14 protein-coding genes are annotated in these 16064 nt (G+C 45.8%); 3 read left to right on the top strand and 11 right to left on the bottom strand.

Annotated features, from left to right (window positions below; all coding sequences use genetic code 11):
* The 8 genes from CWI73_RS02600 to CWI73_RS02565 form a co-directional block, all read right to left on the bottom strand.
* On the bottom strand, positions 1-1857 hold the full coding sequence (locus CWI73_RS02600; RefSeq protein ID WP_126751410.1) for a DUF294 nucleotidyltransferase-like domain-containing protein: 1857 nt from the start codon (positions 1855-1857) through the stop codon (positions 1-3).
* A 52-nt stretch (positions 1858-1909) separates the two neighbouring features.
* A complete protein-coding gene (locus tag CWI73_RS02595; protein ID WP_126751409.1) occupies positions 1910-3604 on the bottom strand; it encodes a BCCT family transporter in 1695 nt (564 codons plus the stop codon).
* A 199-nt stretch (positions 3605-3803) separates the two neighbouring features.
* Positions 3804-4412 carry an outer membrane protein gene (locus CWI73_RS02590; protein ID WP_126751408.1) on the bottom strand — a complete coding sequence of 203 codons (609 nt, stop codon included), beginning with the start codon at positions 4410-4412 and terminating at the stop codon, positions 3804-3806.
* Between the two features lie 101 nt (positions 4413-4513).
* Positions 4514-5689, bottom strand: coding sequence for a M14 family metallopeptidase (locus CWI73_RS02585; protein WP_126751407.1), 1176 nt, complete (start codon positions 5687-5689; stop codon positions 4514-4516).
* 8 nt (positions 5690-5697) lie between these two features.
* The gene (locus tag CWI73_RS02580; RefSeq protein WP_198675140.1) at positions 5698-8766 is read right to left on the bottom strand and encodes a TonB-dependent receptor; all 3069 of its coding nucleotides are present in this window, start codon (positions 8764-8766) and stop codon (positions 5698-5700) included.
* Between the two features lie 76 nt (positions 8767-8842).
* Positions 8843-9847, bottom strand: coding sequence for a FecR family protein (locus CWI73_RS02575; RefSeq protein ID WP_126751406.1), 1005 nt, complete (start codon positions 9845-9847; stop codon positions 8843-8845).
* Positions 9840-10418, bottom strand: coding sequence for an RNA polymerase sigma factor (locus CWI73_RS02570; RefSeq protein WP_241968809.1), 579 nt, complete (start codon positions 10416-10418; stop codon positions 9840-9842). Before CWI73_RS02570 ends, CWI73_RS02575 begins: the two co-directional genes overlap by 8 nt.
* Positions 10419-10531: 113 nt before the next feature.
* Positions 10532-11140 carry a DUF502 domain-containing protein gene (locus CWI73_RS02565; protein WP_126751404.1) on the bottom strand — a complete coding sequence of 203 codons (609 nt, stop codon included), beginning with the start codon at positions 11138-11140 and terminating at the stop codon, positions 10532-10534.
* A gap of 120 nt (positions 11141-11260) precedes the next feature.
* Between CWI73_RS02565 and CWI73_RS02560 the strand changes: the two genes are divergently transcribed.
* Together CWI73_RS02560 and CWI73_RS02555 are read left to right on the top strand one after the other, a co-directional pair.
* Positions 11261-12274 carry a helix-turn-helix transcriptional regulator gene (locus tag CWI73_RS02560; RefSeq protein ID WP_126751403.1) on the top strand — a complete coding sequence of 338 codons (1014 nt, stop codon included), beginning with the start codon at positions 11261-11263 and terminating at the stop codon, positions 12272-12274.
* A 107-nt stretch (positions 12275-12381) separates the two neighbouring features.
* Entirely contained in the window at positions 12382-14085 is a 1704-nt protein-coding gene (locus CWI73_RS02555) for a class I SAM-dependent methyltransferase (RefSeq protein WP_126751402.1), read from the top strand.
* Here CWI73_RS02555 and CWI73_RS12645 read toward each other — a convergent pair.
* Positions 14051-14278 carry a type II toxin-antitoxin system RelE/ParE family toxin gene (locus tag CWI73_RS12645; RefSeq protein ID WP_380299075.1) on the bottom strand — a complete coding sequence of 76 codons (228 nt, stop codon included), beginning with the start codon at positions 14276-14278 and terminating at the stop codon, positions 14051-14053. The two genes, CWI73_RS02555 and CWI73_RS12645, sit on opposite strands and share 35 nt — an antisense overlap.
* The gene (locus CWI73_RS02545) at positions 14275-14505 is read right to left on the bottom strand and encodes a ribbon-helix-helix domain-containing protein (RefSeq protein WP_126751401.1); all 231 of its coding nucleotides are present in this window, start codon (positions 14503-14505) and stop codon (positions 14275-14277) included. The genes CWI73_RS12645 and CWI73_RS02545 overlap by 4 nt, the downstream gene beginning before the upstream one ends.
* A 369-nt stretch (positions 14506-14874) precedes the next feature.
* Here CWI73_RS02545 and CWI73_RS02540 point away from each other — a divergent pair, with 369 nt between their 5' ends.
* Positions 14875-15579, top strand: coding sequence for a uracil-DNA glycosylase family protein (locus tag CWI73_RS02540; RefSeq protein WP_126751400.1), 705 nt, complete (start codon positions 14875-14877; stop codon positions 15577-15579).
* Between the two features lie 85 nt (positions 15580-15664).
* On the opposite strand, the gene CWI73_RS02535 is transcribed toward CWI73_RS02540, so the two are convergent.
* Positions 15665-16045 carry a hypothetical protein gene (locus CWI73_RS02535; protein WP_126751399.1) on the bottom strand — a complete coding sequence of 127 codons (381 nt, stop codon included), beginning with the start codon at positions 16043-16045 and terminating at the stop codon, positions 15665-15667.
* Positions 16046-16064 lie beyond the last annotated feature (19 nt).

Genomic DNA, 16064 nt, shown 5'->3' with positions numbered 1-16064 from the left:
TTAGCCTCCAGAATATTTGTAACGCAGGTATTTCTGCGCATTACTGAGAATTTGGAAGGCGTCTTTCAAATGTTTACGCTCGAAGTCGGACAAGTCCTCGGGCGCTACGTTGTTATCGGGAGTATCGCCGGCCTCTAAAGCCAGAGCCTGGTGACGAATGCGCACCATAGAAATCAATTCCAGCGCATCGCGTAAGTCGGGACCACGGCCTTTCGGCAATATATTAGCGTCAATAATTTCCTCGAGGCGGGCGAATGAGTTTTGTCGTTGTGCTCCAATAGCTAAAGCATGCACACGAATTAAGTCGGCGACAGGACCGGTACCACGGCGTTTTGTGTTAATGCTGTCCCGATGTTTGCCGTCTTTTTCCATGACAAAATCTTTGAAAAAACCGAGTGGTGGCGTACGATTTAACGCGTTACGTGCCATAGAGCCCAGAAAGCGCTTATGCTTAGGCGCTTTTTTACGAATGAGCTGGTTGAGCTCTTTGGCAAAGCGCATTTCACCACTAACACCGTCTAAGTCAAAGAAAATGGACGAATGCAGAAGCTTTTCAGGTGATGGATTCTCTATCCAGTCGGTGAAATATTTTTTCCATTTCGATAGCGGCTGACGCCAATTAGGGTTCGTCGCCATAATATCGCCGGTGCAATAGGTATAACCACAGGCGTTTAGACCATCGGAAACAAATTGCGCGATATTTAAGAAATATTCATCATGTAGTTTAGGGTCAAAGCTGTCATCGAGCACCATTGCGTTGTCCTGGTCGGTCACCACGGTTTGCTCGTCTCTAGCCATAGAACCCAGTGCTAAGAAACAGTAGGGCACTGGTGGTGGTCCGTATTTCTCCTCGGCTAACTCCAGTAGTCGCTGTTTAAAGCTACGACCAATAGTCGCCATAGCGGAGCCAATAATGCGTGAATTAGCGTCTTCTTCAACCATACGCACAAAGCTTTTATGTACGTCAGGGACTAACTGTGAAAGCTCTTCAATACTGGTTTGTTTAAAAATACTGGAAACAATGTATAAGCTGCTTTGTGACTCATGACGGGCAACGTCCGACAACGCTATAACGCCAGTAACTTTGGATTGGCGCAGTACTGGCAAATGGTGCAAGTTGGTGCGCAGCATAGTTAGAAATGCTTCAAACACTCGATTGTTGTGCTGCACGAACACCAGGTTCTCAGACATAATATCGGCGACTGGGTCGGAGGCGTCTTTGTCGACCGCTAGTACGCGTTTACGCAAATCTTTGTCGGTGATTATCCCCGCAGGAATATCACGCTTTTCGTCGTCATAAATGAGTAATGATGACACTTTCTCGTCCGTCATTAGACAAGCAGCTTCGCGTATTGAAGCACTTTTATTAATAGCAATAGGCTCGCGTGTAATTAAAGTCTCAACTCGGGCTGATAATGTTCGGTTACGACTCTCATGTTCTTTTACCGCATGACTGACACGGCGCTGCTCTTCAACTTCAACAGCGTCGGCAAAGGCATCGTACTCGTCATAAAAGCGATTAAATAAGTCGCCGGGAATGTAATACAGCAGTGTATCTTCAATGGTTTTAACCGGAAAGCGTACGCGGCCTTTGCGGAGCAGGCCAGCTTCACCGAAAAAGCCACCTTCATCTAATCGGTTAAACAGTGATCCGTCTTTGTGATAAGTCTCAATTGAGCCACTTCTGACAACATGGAGTGCATCAATATGCTGGTTGAACTCAAGAATTTGAGTGCCGGCTTTGAAGTAAGCTACAGAGGTATTTCGTGCCGCTATTTGAAGCTCTTCTTCAGGTAACTCGTTAAAAGGAGAGTACTTGCGTAAGAAGTTCAGAATTTCGACGTGCTCAGCTTCCATATAAGCACCTTAAAAAAGATGAGCGACACCCAGAGGTGTCGCTCGTGGTCGGTTATTTTGTGGTTTTACCAACTCTTGGCTCAGAGCGCAAGCCTTGGACTAAAGCCACGGATGCTGCTAATAGCACAATAGTAAACGGTAGGCCTGCTGATACTGCCATGGCTTGCAGAGCCACTAAGCCGCCGCCAAGTATCAAGGCAATTGCAACGAGCCCCTCAAAGGTGCACCAGAATACACGTTGTGGTACAGGTGCTTCGACTTTACCACCTGCACTGATGGTATCAATAACCAACGAACCAGAGTCAGACGATGTAATGAAGAACACCATAACTAGTATAATGCCGATGAATGAGGTAATGCTTGTCCAAGGTAAACCTTCTAACATCACAAATAGCTGCAATGACAGGTCGACGTTAGCAACTTCTTCTGCGCCAGCCAGGAACTGCTCAATAGCGGCTGTGCCGAAAACGCTCATCCAGAATACACAGGCGAGTGAGGGAATCAGCAATACTGAAACCAAGAACTCACGTACTGTGCGACCACGCGAAACGCGGGCAATGAACATACCGACAAACGGTGACCACGCTATCCACCAAGCCCAGTAAAATGAGGTCCAGCCTTGTGAATAGTTTAAGTCTTCTCGTCCAACTGGATTAGACAGAGCAGGTAAGTTCACAATGTAATTGTAAAGGTTGTCAACGAAGCCTGTCAGAATTGCGACAGTAGGCCCAACAATGATAACGAACAGCATTAATAGTGCTGCCAATGTCATGTTGATTTGAGATAAGCGCTGTACACCTGACTCAAGACCGGCGAGTACTGACACTAAAGCAACGGCAGTGATACCAATGACCAACAATACCTGTGTTGTATTACCTTCGTCCCAGCCAAACAGGAAGTTAAAGCCTGAGGCTGCCTGCGACGCGCCTAAACCTAACGATGTAGCTAAGCCGAACAGAGTTGCCAAAATAGCAACAATATCGATGATGTGGCCTGGCCAGCCCCAAACTCGCTCACCCAGAATAGGGTAGAAAATAGAGCGAATGGTTAAAGGTAAACCTTTGTTGAAAGAAAAAATAGCAAGACCTAAAGCCAGAACCGCGTAAATAGCCCACGGGTGCAGTGCCCAGTGGAATATTGTTGCAGCCATACCTAAAGCAACCGCTTTCGCCTCGTCACCCTCTGCGCCACCAAGTGGAGCCCAATCGGTACGAAGCCCGTCAGATCCGGTTTCAGTGCCTCCTAAGGCTGTACTGAAGTGAGTTATGGGCTCTGAAACGCCATAGAACATTAAACCAATACCCATGCCGGCTGCGAACAGCATTGAAAACCAGCCGAGATAGGAAAAGTCAGGTTTGGCTTCTGTGCCCCCTATCCGAACTTTGCCTAGCGGTGAAACTACCAATACCAGACACAAAATAACAAAGATGTTAGCGGCGCTAATAAAGAACCAATCTAAGTTAGCCGTTAACCAATCTTTGGTATTCGTAAATATTGGGCCAGCCTGATTTTGAAAAGCTAACGTAATGAATACGAAAGCCACAATGGCTAAGCCCGAAATAGCAAAAACGCGGTTATGAAAATCGAGTCCAAATGGACCTATTTTCATGACAACGTTGTCTTGTCCTACCTGATAGTCTGTATTGATGGGGTTAACTTCACCATCGGGAATCATGGGATCATCTGCTTGACGCTCGCGTTCTAAATCCTTGTCGCCGCGCAGTACCTCTTCTTCTTTTTTGGTCATTTAGCTTCCCCTTTATTAAAAATAGGCGCTGATACGCATTTGAATTTAAAGCTAATTTTAAATTCACGTGTAGAGTATAGGAAGCTACGGCGATTTCTTAAAGTTAGATCGGTAAAAAATTAGAATTGTTTTTCAAAAAAGTGCAGAAGAGGAAGAGAAAGCTGGCGTATAACTTTTTATACACCAGCTTAAAGGTGCGTTAAAAGCTATAACGAACGCTTGCTCCCAAGGTATCGATGTCTTGATCTATTTCATCTAAGTCATACAGTTTGTAACCAACACCAAGTGACAAGTTCTTGGTTAAATGAAAAAATGCTGAAGCGTCATAGCGAATGGCGTTTTCATCGTCAATATCCAGGTAGTCCGCTTTGACAGATAGCTCAAAGAAGTCGGTTACCATAGAACGGATACCAACACCAGCACCGTAGCCGGACTCGTCAAATGACTCTGAACCAATAGCATCAATAGAACCAACAAGCTCTATTTTCTCATACGTTACGGTCGCGAAGATATCAGTAGAGTCGGTAATGCCATGGTTAAAGCCTAGACCAGCATTCAGAGAGTCCAAGTCAACATCACCAAAGTCTGATTCATCACCTACTGAGTCGAAGTTCGCCAGAACAAAAACGGAGTCACTAAGCGAAAGAGAGCCCGATACGGCGTAACCATCCATAGAAATGTCTTCATCAAGCGGTGTTTCGATATCTGTTTCGATATAAGTGGCCTGAATTTTATCCCAGTTAGGAGAATCAGCTAAAGCGCCTGTTGATGTTCCAATTAAGGCCAGAGCAATAATTGTCTTTTTCATGATACTTCCTTAGTGGTTGGTTGCTAAATACAACGTGTTTCCGTTGTTATGAATAAAGTTAGAGCCGCTCGATAAAAGCTTCAATGGCTTTTACGAAACCTTTAATTTAAGCGGTTAATTAAGGAAATTAAGGCTGCTTCAGCAACGCGTTTAATATTGTCACGATCTTCGCTGTCGCTGACTTCGTAAGTGACTGCATGAGCCGCGAACTTATCAGTGATGAACTGCTTAAAAACACCGCTGTCAGGGTGTGCACCCGGCTGATATTCAAGCTCCACAGAGTCGACCATCTCAGCGATTTCTTCAATCCAGTTATATACTCGCTGAGGGTTTCTTAAGGGCACACCAGAGCGGGGTTCGTAGTCTTTAGGTATCGTATAAAAAACATTGCGATGAGTAGAGTGAAAGTCAATGGCAAACTCAATGCGACCGCCGTCGTTAGTTAACTTTGTTAGGTATTTAGCCAGGGCTTGGGTTTCAGGCAGAGTTTGGTTCTTCCAGTCCCTGTTCATATCAACACCAGCAGCGGTTAAGCGCCAATTGCCGTGATAAACTCCATCGGGATTCATATTAGGGACGAGTAAAATGTTGTATTGCTTACGAAAGTCAGAAACGTATTTTTCATCACTAAATAGCAACTCACCAAAATGGAGAAGAGCAATTGCGCCAGTCACTTCTGGTGGATGTTGACGGCCAATCAGTATCAGCCATTTATTACTTGAAGTAACCGTATGCTCTAATGCTGCCAGGTTTCTTCCTTCGCTTGATACCCCCAGAGAGATAACCTTTGAGCGTTCAGGCTCTTTAATTAAACTACTTAGCCATTCTATATAATGGACGTTATCGATAATTTCCTGTCCGGCAATAATTTCTTTTTCTTTTGCTGGCAGAGTGACTTTAAACTTTAACCAACCATCGCCTTCTGAGAAAGGGACCGGGTGCCACATATCTTCGCCGATACTGCTGCGTTTGGGCTTGTACCTTGAAATACCTTTGTCAGCAAACAAAGTAATCGTAAAGGTCTTACTCTCATTTGCCAGGTTTTCAACGGCAAATGCGTACCAGGGGCTAGGGTTTATATCTTCCTTTTCTGGCTTTAAATAGAGCTTAAATTGACCTTCCTGCTCTCGCTCACAATGATGTAAACGTCCCGCAGCAAAGTCAGTCGTAAACTCGACTTGCTCGAATGAGCAGCCGTCAGGATTCCTAGGTTTGTCCTCCTGAGGCTGCTGAAGCGTTAACTGGCTAAATAACGCAACGCTGGCTAAAGAGAGCATTTAGTCCTCTAAAAGGCCCAGGACAACGTTGCGTAAGTATAACGCCCGCGATTTGAATGGACGTCTGAGAAATAACCAAAGCTTTCATCGGCAATAGGCGGTTTCTTGTTGGCTATGTTGCGGGCGCCTAATCGGATACTGAGCCCGTCGAGAGATCTTTGACTGAAGTGGTAGTCGAGATAAATGTCGGTTGTGGTCCAACTGTCTATCGGCATCATATCTCCTTCAGATGTAGTCACGCTGGTTTCGTAAAAGTCGTCAATATAGTTGACTCGAATGCCGGCACCCCAGTTCCCCAGGTCCCAATCGAGGCGAGTGAACGCACGCCACTTGGGGTTACCGTTCATTTGCCTTAAGTCACCAGCGCCAACAACAGGTATGTCAATGGGTACAGCAGGGTTCCCATTTTCCTGAGCCTCCAGAACAATGGCACTGATAGGGTCCGGGGTTTGCATAAATTTACGTAAATGGGCAGCATTTATAGAGAAGTCAAAAAGGCCGTAATTATCACTGTTCACCTGATAACTAACACTAATATCCGTTCCGGAAATTTCTCTAACTTCAAGGTTGTCGTATTGATTATTAACATAAACGACTTCTAATTCGTCGTTGCGAATAACTGCTGGATTTGAGTCACCTTGAGAACGAAGCAACGAATCGTAAAGCAGGTGAGTTTGACTATTTAGAATACCCACGACACCTTCTTGCTCAATGCGCCATCTGTCGACAGTAATGAGGAAGTTTTCGAATGGAGTAATAGCAATACCGAAATTGTATATTTCATCATCTTCCGGGCTGAGTTCGCTGTTACCGCCTCGTACCTCAGTTATGCTGTATCTATCGTCTATGACAGGGTCGGTTCGACTGTTTGTACGCGAGACACTTTCTTCGACGACCTGAGGCAGATTGGGGGCTCTGAAACCACCAGAATAAGAAGCTCTCAATTGGAGCCAATCGACAGGAAGCCAACTTAGAGCCAGTTTAGGCTTGGTCACGCTGCCAACGTCGGAAAAACGTTCATAGCGTAACGCCAGTTGCATATCGAATGTTTCATGCAAGGGGACAAGCAGTTCAGTATAGGCTGAGAATACATTACGACTGCCTTGTGCGTCGGGTGTCGAGCTGCTTCCAAGAACGTCTGAGTCTGTCATCAGTTCGCCCGTTATCTGATCATAGAATGGTGTTGAGCCATCCAGAAGGGGATGTCTGTCGTCAGCGTATGACTCATAGCGATACTCAACTCCCGCTGCAAGTCCAATGTCTCCGGCATACCAGTTGGCAAGCGTTGGGTTTGATAGTTTAAAGTCCCATTGAGCAAGTTCAGTGGAGCTATCCCGGGTTATGTTGTCGGTTAAGTTTGCTATGACGTCAGGCGCATTGTAGGCAGTGGTTCCGCTGATTAGGTTATTTGGGTCCCCACCAATAAATGGATTATACGCCTCTTCTGGATCGGTTGAGTTTATTGCTTGCTGTAATGCGCTGACGCGTATCCTGTTATAACCGGTATCCAGAGTATCCGCTCTGGAATAAAGCAAGGCTGATTCCCACTCCCAGGTTTTTGCGTAACCACGCAGTCCCGTTAACAGGCGGTAGCTTGAATCTTCTACTTCAATCCTTCGTGGGCCGACATCCATAGGTCGAATATTGCGTAATGTAACGGTCTCGCCAAACGGGTTATATGCAGCATCTGCACTAATGGTAAAGCGCTGTGCGGTTAAATTTGCATTTTGTTCTCTGCGACGTTTTGATATTGCCTCGTAGTAAAGTGCTTCGCCGAACAATTCGAGGTTTGGGCTAAGTGAGTGGGTGTAGTAAGCGAATAAGTTTATGCGGTCAACTGCAGAGGTCATGCTTTGATCCTGAAGTGCTGAATCGTAACGCATTTCTCGTGGAATAGACCCTTCCGCGGCACAGACGCCTTCAGAAATAACCTGGAAACACTCACCCATTGACTCGGGGCGAATATGGAAGCGGCCAATGTTTTCGCCGTCAAAAATTGCCCAGGGACTAGAAAGAGAGCGGTTATCTAATTGTGTATCGCCAATAAACTCTGTAGGGACTCTCTCATTAAAACGGCGATCTTCGCTTGCCGAATAAGAGCGTTCGTTAGCACCAATTTCATCTCGAGTGTAATAGGCGAATGAGAGACTTAAATGACTTTTGTTATCATTAAAGTAAAAACCAGTTGAGCCGCTTGCCAAGTATTGTTGCATTGAGGTTCCTTCAGCATTACCGGCGTTTAGCTTTAATTCTGACTGAGTTACTTCCTTTTTGAGAACATAATTAACAACGCCAGCAACGGCGTCGGTGCCATAAAGCGCAGACGCTCCATCTCTTAGTACTTCCAACCGGCGTAGCCCGGATACCGGTAAAGTGTTCGAATTGACGGTTGTGACTGGAACAAAGTTTTCTGTTTGGGTTCCCGGGTGCAACACTAACCGGCGACCGTTCAAAAGGGTGAGCGTGTTACCAGTACCTATGCCTCTTAAATTGATGGAAGCAACATCCCCACGGGCGTCATTAACGCCACCAATAGCTCGCTCATTATTAAAGCTAATGTCGCCTATTTGAGGCACTGAACGTAGTAATTCATCGCCGGTCACTGCTCCGGTGTTCGTTATGGCATCTTCATTGAGAATTGTTACCGGCAGTCTGCCAGCGGCCTGGGCTCCTCTAATATTACTACCTACAACTGTAATTTTTTCCATGGAATCTGTTTGATCAAGGCTGGGTTGAGCTTGCTCTTCTACTTTTCGTTGAATAATAAATGTATTCTCAGACTGACGTATAACCTCAAGCTCCGTCCCTGTTAGTAGCCTTTCTAATGCCTCTTGAGGTGCAAAATTACCTTCGAGCGGCGCAGCACTGAGTCCGTCAACAACGTTAGGAGAAAATATAACTTGAATGCCCGTTTGCTCGGCTATATCAAGTAATGACGCGCTTAAAGGTTGTTCTGCAAGCGATATCGATTGAGCTGCGGTTTGCGGGGTAATTGGTGCTGTCTGAGCAGAAAAGGAAATGCTGCTTAGTGCTGCGCAGGTACAAAGTGCGATGTAACTTTGTTTGTGCTTAGTCATAAATCAGTACCTTTTATTTATTGAAGGTTTACTGCTTCCTTAAAGGAATATACGCACTGAACTTAAATGTCCTCCATTATTTTTTTAAAAGCTCAATAGAGTTTTCAGTTTTACGAATTTTAACGGGGAGAGTTGCTGTTATGGCATTTAAAACACTATCGCTGTTATGCAGGTGAAATACGCCGCTTATGCGGAGTTGTTCCTGTTGAGTAAAAGCTATTTTAATTTTTGTCGAGCGATACCGGTTTAATTCCGCTATGACCTCGGGTAACGGCGTATTGTCAAACCGAAGAACTCCCTGAATCCATCCCGGTTGTATGCTTCTGGTGCTTAAGCGAGTCAATGAGATTTTTTTGGTTTGGTTTTGGTAAGTTGCGATATCGCCTGATGTTAATAACTGGGTTTGGTGTTTGCTGTCGGTCTGTAAGGTCTCAAATTCAACCACTCCCTCTATGACAGATACTTTTACCGCGTCTTCTGCAGCGTTTTTACGAACGGTAAAGCGCGTGCCCAGCACCGTCACTTTTTGTTCTCCAGTGTCTATAATGAACGGTCTGGATTGTTCTTTCTGAATATTAAAAAAGACTTCTCCACGGCGTAGTTTAACCAGGCGTTTCTCATTGGTTAACGTAACAAAGATATCGCTATCTGTATTTAAAGTAACTGTTGATCCATCCGGTAATTCAATCTTACGAATTTCACCGATACTCGACCGAAAAGGTTGACGCATTATGACCTCATTGTGACGTTCGTTTTTCACAAGCTGGTCAGGTTGAACGTTCTGAGAAGCAGGTAAAAAAGCCGGAAGGGCATTTACTAGTAAATATACGGTGATACTGGTTAGCACAATGGAGGCAGCTAAAGCGAAGGCTCGTTTTACAATCGATGCTCGATTAACTGAACGATATACCGTTTCACTGCGTTGCCAAATCGTTAACATGGCATTGAACTCTCGTTCATGAGAGGCACTTTCTTTACGCCAATTCTGTATTTCCCGCTCCTCGTCGGCTGTCAGTTCACCGGAGAATAGTCGTGTGACATAGTAGGCCGCTTGTCTCTGCAACTGATTGTCCCTACTCATAAAAACTCTCACTATTTACTGGTTCAAGTCCTTTAGTTGCTTTCCTTATTTCGTGTAATGCAGAAGAAATATATTTTTCAACAGTGCTGACTGAAACATCCATTTGGTCACTTATTTCTCTGTAACTCATTCCGTTAATTCGGTTCAGTAAAAATGCGCGCTTGTGTTCGTGCTTAAGGCTGCTTAATGCCAGTTCGATACGTTCTAAAATATCTTTATTGGTATAAGCGCGTTCAGGTGAGGTTAAGTCAGTAAAGTGGAGCTCTTCAACTTGAGAGATGTGAGCCGAGGCGCATCGTGAAGCACTCCGACGAGCTCTATCAATAATGACGTGATTAGCAATTTGTAGTAGGTAGTTTTTTACTGTCGACATTCTGCCAGACAGGCGTTTGTGAAGGTCTGAAACTTGACTGAGTTTCACATAAATTTCCTGCATTACGTCATCATATTCTTCAAACTTCCCCGTCCTTACTCGAACAAAACGGCGCAGTGTAATATCGTACTCACTGATAAGTCGCTCAATGAGTCTATTACTTGCTGTTGGTGAAAATGTTGCTTTAGATTTAAACAAAATGACGTGCTGCCTTATTCACGAAACATGTAACCTATAGGTATATACGCAGCCTGATACTTTTACCTCCATATTTATTTTTTCTTAACAATGTATGCAATGAGCGGCGCGTCTTATTTTGCGTCGCTTTTTTTGTGGTTTTTACCAATGCCCGCACTAATGGTTAGCTGTAAGGCTTCCGCCGGCTTCATGTCGAGTGATTCAACACAGTCTTTTGGCACCATGATCATGTAGCCACCAACGTTATAGCTCATCGGTAAAAAGACCGCAACTTGCTCGTCTTCGAGAATCTCCGATAACTTGTCATCACTGGCGCCAGGCTTTTTGGTTACAATGCCTATAAGCTTCGTATTACTATTCGGCAGCGTTACCATCACGACGGACTCATCGGCAAAGTCTTTACCAGACATCATTTCAAATACGTCATTTACTGTGCCATATAAGCTGCGTAGCAGCGGCATTTTGTTCATAAGTTTGCCCGGCAATTGCCAAATAGAATTGAACAGACTCCAGCGTGAACTAAAGCCAACAAGTAGGGCAAGTACTAAAAAACTTATAAACGCGAGGCCTGGGAAATAGTAAGCGTCACCACCAAGCGCCATCCAAACAGGCTTTAGCGATTGCTCAATGGTGACCAGTAACCAGCGAATGAGGTAAACGGTAATGACTATTGGCAGTAAAATCGCCAAGCCTTTCAGGAAATAGTTCAGTATTTTTTTCATAAGCCTGCTTTTTAACGATATTCTGATACAAGCTTAGCGTTTTTTTAAAGTTCGTGAAATTCTTTACGGTTTGTTAATGTAAGAGAATATTATATAAGTGGATTGCAAAAGGAGCTTGCCATGTCTTCACAAGGGTCACGTCAAACACTGGTAAGGCAGTGGGAGTTACTAAAGCTGCTGCCGACCCGACCTCCCGGCATGACAGCCAAAGACATTTGCCAGCAGCTTAATGACGAAGGCTTTGAGGTGTCTAAGCGGCAGGTTGAACGCGACTTAGACCAGTTGTCTCAGTCATTCGCGCTAGAATGCAACGACAAGGGCAAACCCTACGGTTGGCATTGGATGGAAGGCGCTGGTGCCGATATGCCGGCCATTTCCGCCGCCGAAGCACTGTCGCTGACCATGGTTGAGAAAGTCTTAAAGCCATTAGTGCCCAATACCGTGCTTAAGTCGATTGCGCCGCGCTTAAACCAGGCAAAAGACAAACTCACCAAACTGCATCAGGGCGCGTCGCTGGGTAGCTGGCAAAGCAAAGTGGCCTATGTTCCGGCAACATTGCAACAACAAGCACCGGCAATTAGCGACGACGTGTTAAATAACGTACAACTGGCGTTGCTGCATAACCAGTGTGTAGACGTGAGTTATCAGCCCGGCTCACAGCCCGACACAGTAAAAGACTACACCTTACACCCGCTGGCTATAGTTCAGCGTGGCGTCAGCACCTATTTAGTGGCTTGTGTTGACCCTTACGACGACCCGTTATTGTTTGCCTTGCATCGCATTCGTGAGGCCGTACCTCGGGAAGATAAACACGCCAAAACGCCTGAAAACTTCACCTTAAAACGCTATTTAGAGAAGGGTGCGTTGCAGTTTTCTGACGGCAACACGCTAAAACTAAAAGCCCGCATTAACGACAACTTAGCCATGCACTTAACGGAAACACCGCTTAGTGAAGACCAGCAAATAACGGCCGACGGCGAAACTCATATACTGGTGGCAACCGTTGTCGACTCCTGGCAACTGCACTGGTGGGTGAAGTCTATGGGGGCTCAAATACAAGTTCTGGAGCCCAAAGCATTGCGTGACAGCGTTGTTGAAGAGCTGGAAGAAACTCTAAAACTCTACGGGCGTTAATATGCAAAGCTCCGGTTCTGGAAGATAGGGGCTGTTATGAGGCACAGTTGTATTTAAAACGACTCAGTCCCTTTACAGTTTTGCAAAAAACAAGCACATTATTTCTCATGAAATATAACAATAAAAACATCACCTACTACTCCAAAAACGCCGAAACCCTGGCCGACAACTACAACAGCGTATCCGCTGAGTCAGTGCATAAAGATTGGCTCGATCAATTACCAAAAGAGGGCATGGTTCTGGATGTAGGTGCCGGCTCTGGGCGCGATGCCGGCTTTATGGCCGCCAAAGGTTTAAATGTGGTGGCTGTAGAACCTGCTGAGGGCATTCGCGAAGTCGCGCAAGGTTATACCGTCGGCAAACCCGTGCATTGGCTAAATGACAGCCTGCCCGACCTCAGCCAGGTGTTTGCACTGCAAACCAAATTTGACCTCATTTTGCTCAGCGCCGTTTGGATGCACATTCCGGCGTCCCAGCGCGAACGCAGTCTGCGCAAGTTAAGCTCCCTGTTAAAACCTAACGGTAAATTGGTGATATCGCTACGTCACGGCGCCTGCCATGACGAACGCACCATGTACGAGGTCTCTGCCGACGAACTAGCGCAATTAGCCAGTCGTTTTGGCTTAACCTATCAGCTACTAACACCCGAACAACAAGCCGACGAACTTGGTCGTGGAAATGTTAGCTGGCAAACCGTACTACTGACCTTACCCGATGACGGCACCGGCGCCTTTCCGCTGCTGCGCAACATCGTGGTTAATGACAAAAAGACCTCTACTTACAAAATCGCGCTGCTGCGGAGCTTGTTACGTATCGCCGAAGGGCACCCCGGTGCGGTATTAGATCAAACCGAGGATCACATCGCGCTGCCCATGGGGTTGGTGGCGTTGTATTGGCTGAAGCTTTATAAGCCTTTAGTTGACCATTACGGCATGCATCAAAACAACAACGCCCGCAGTAAGCTAGGCTTCGTGCGGCCACAGGGTTGGGGCTTATTACAACATACCACGGCCGCTGATTATTACATTGGCGCGCACTATGCCAGTGCAGAGCAGGCACAACCGCTGTACCAGACACTGAAAGACATCGCCGCCACCATTAAAAAGAATCCGGCTACTTACACTACCTTACCTGGTAGCAATACCGCCGTTTTTGAGGTTGAGCTGAATCGCACCACCAAGCCAACAACCGGCCTGACCCTGGATCGGCCGTTTTTAGCCTCACTCGGCACCTTTTATGTGCCTAAACACATTTGGGACTCGTTAACCCGCTTTAGCGTTTGGATAGAGCCGGCGCTGGTGAACGAGTGGGCAGCGTTGATGCACAGTTATGACATCAACCGACAACAATTTACCCGCAACGATTACCTGAACGCACTGGACTGGATAGACGATACCCGCAGCACCAACCAAGTTCGCAATCGGGTTAACGAGCTACTCGCTAATGACGAAATTGCCTGCTGTTGGTCCGGCAAGCACATCAAGCCCGACGATTATGCCGTTGATCATGCCTTCCCGTTTGCCCGCTGGCCGAATAACGACTTATGGAATTTACTGCCCACCCGTACAGCGGTAAACGCAAACAAATCTGACCGTCTACCAAGTAGCGATAAGCTCATGTCATCGCGCGAACTCATACTGCATTGGTGGCAACAAGGCTGGCATAACAACCGCCGCGAGTTTTTCACGCAAGCTAACCTGGCGCTACCGAACCTGCACCACAACAACCAAAGCTTCGACGACGTATTCGAAGCCTTTGCGCTGCAACGCGACCGCATTAAAGATATCCAGCAGTTGGCGGAGTGGGGATAGTTGCATCTTTGAAAGCGTCATCTTGCTCAAGTTTTGATTCAGGGACGGTGTCAGCAATATCTGCAAATGCAGCTGTTAAATGGGCGAAATAAGTATCTGCCTGCTGTTTACCAAAAGTTGTAACACCGTACTCATAAATACGGTAAAGATCCTCTTTGGCATTGGCTGTAAGCTTGTAAGTACTTAATGTTATCTTTTTATTCGGTATTTGAACTCTTTAAGCATGTCTTCAGGTGACTGCTCAACAAGCCCACTATTTTCAGAGGCTCCTAACTTTTTGTTAATTTCCTCAATGCGTCGTGCCTGGCGAACTAAATCATTAATCAGCTTGCTTTTAGTATTGTATTCGCCGGTTTCCTCTACTTGGTAGCGCAACCACGCATCATTTTTGTCGGTTAATGTAATACTTTGTCTACTCATTATATCCACCCTTCTTACGCAGTTCTGGTGTAAATATACACCAATATTGTGCTCTTCTTGCGATCGTCATTGCTTGATAATCGCATACTCAGGCCTTTGGGAGCATCTTCAAATCGGCAAGCACGTAAAGCCTTAATAAGCAGCCTCGGTGTCGCGCTACAATTACTATTAATCGAAGGTGTAGGGCTCGCTTTCTGCGATTTGCGCCGGTATTGCAGGAATTTCGGGGGTTATTGGCTCTAAGTCTAAATTGTGGGTATTGAGCCACTGTTACCTCTTGCTGTATGTTAATAATTAATCTTAGATTAGCGATTCGCTGCGACATCTGACGTCGCATAATAATTTTACTATTTTGCAAGGAGCGCACTGATGACACCTCAAGAACTCGCACAGTTTTGCCGTGAACAACTTGGCGTAGAAGCCGAGCGTTCGGGTGGTATTTTTTATAGCAAACCTGAGTTACTCAAACGTGGCGATGTCTATTTAATGGGGTACAACCCAGGCGGTGATAGTGGGCCTCCCATTAGTGAAGAATTAGACAATCACTTTGCAAAGAGTGTTAGCGGTTATGAGCAGACCTGGCAGCATCGCAGTGGCACTAACGATGATGGAACGCTGCGCCATCGCGATGTTGAGCGTTTGACGCGTTATCAGCGGGGGCTTAAGGAATTTACTGCGCTTCTGGGTTATCAACCGGGACAGGTTTTTATGACCAACTTGATATTTTTTCAGAGTCATGACGGGAAGGGCGTTAAATACAAGCAGGATAGCGAGACATGTTGGTCCATTCACGAAAAGATGCTGAGTATTGTTAAACCAAAAATTATTGTTGCCGTGGGTAATGGTAATGCCGGTTCAGCGTATACTAAATTACTGCAGCAAAAAAGGCATACGATTGAACCTTCATCAAAGGTTGTTAAAGAAGCTAATCATGGCAACTACCGGTTAAAAGGGTTTCGATTTTCAGAGGACAACCGTGATGTCATGGTGTTGGGCTTGCCACACTTCAGTTACTACAACGTTAAGCCTAACCAAGACTTGTTAAAACAGTTTATCAACGACCTTGCGCGCTAGGCGCAAGGTCAGCATTTTTTAATTCTGATTACGCTGAGAGAGTAGCATCGACATTCCGCAACACATATGAAAAAGCATTGTTAGATTAGTCACCTAATAACTTAGCAATAGCTTCCAGGTCCGTTGTGTAATGTAAATCGCGTTTCCAGTCAGCCTGTTGCGGGGTGAAGCCAAAGTATTCGGCTATAGCGCTTTTAATTTCTTTGCTCATTAGCGCTTTATCTAAATAGACTAAAAAGCGCTGTTTGGGAACCTGATACAGGACACGGCCACGAGGTATGTCCTGATAGTCGTAGTGAGTCAGTATCGGGCTACTGTCTGTAAAATTACCGTACTTTTCCCAAACAGCAACGTGAGTAGCATCAGAGTCCAGCAGCCCGGGTACGGACTGCTGTGCGTCAGCTAGCGTAGTGGTTTCACCAAACACTTCCCCGTCAAAAAGCCAAAACACACCAATTTTAGACATAACCTCTCCTTTAGGAGGT

Source organism: Idiomarina piscisalsi (assembly GCF_003987095.1).
Classification (GTDB): Bacteria; Pseudomonadota; Gammaproteobacteria; order Enterobacterales; family Alteromonadaceae; genus Idiomarina; species Idiomarina piscisalsi.
Note: the sequence above shows the minus strand (reverse complement) of the source record. Positions and strands in the feature narration are given on the sequence as shown.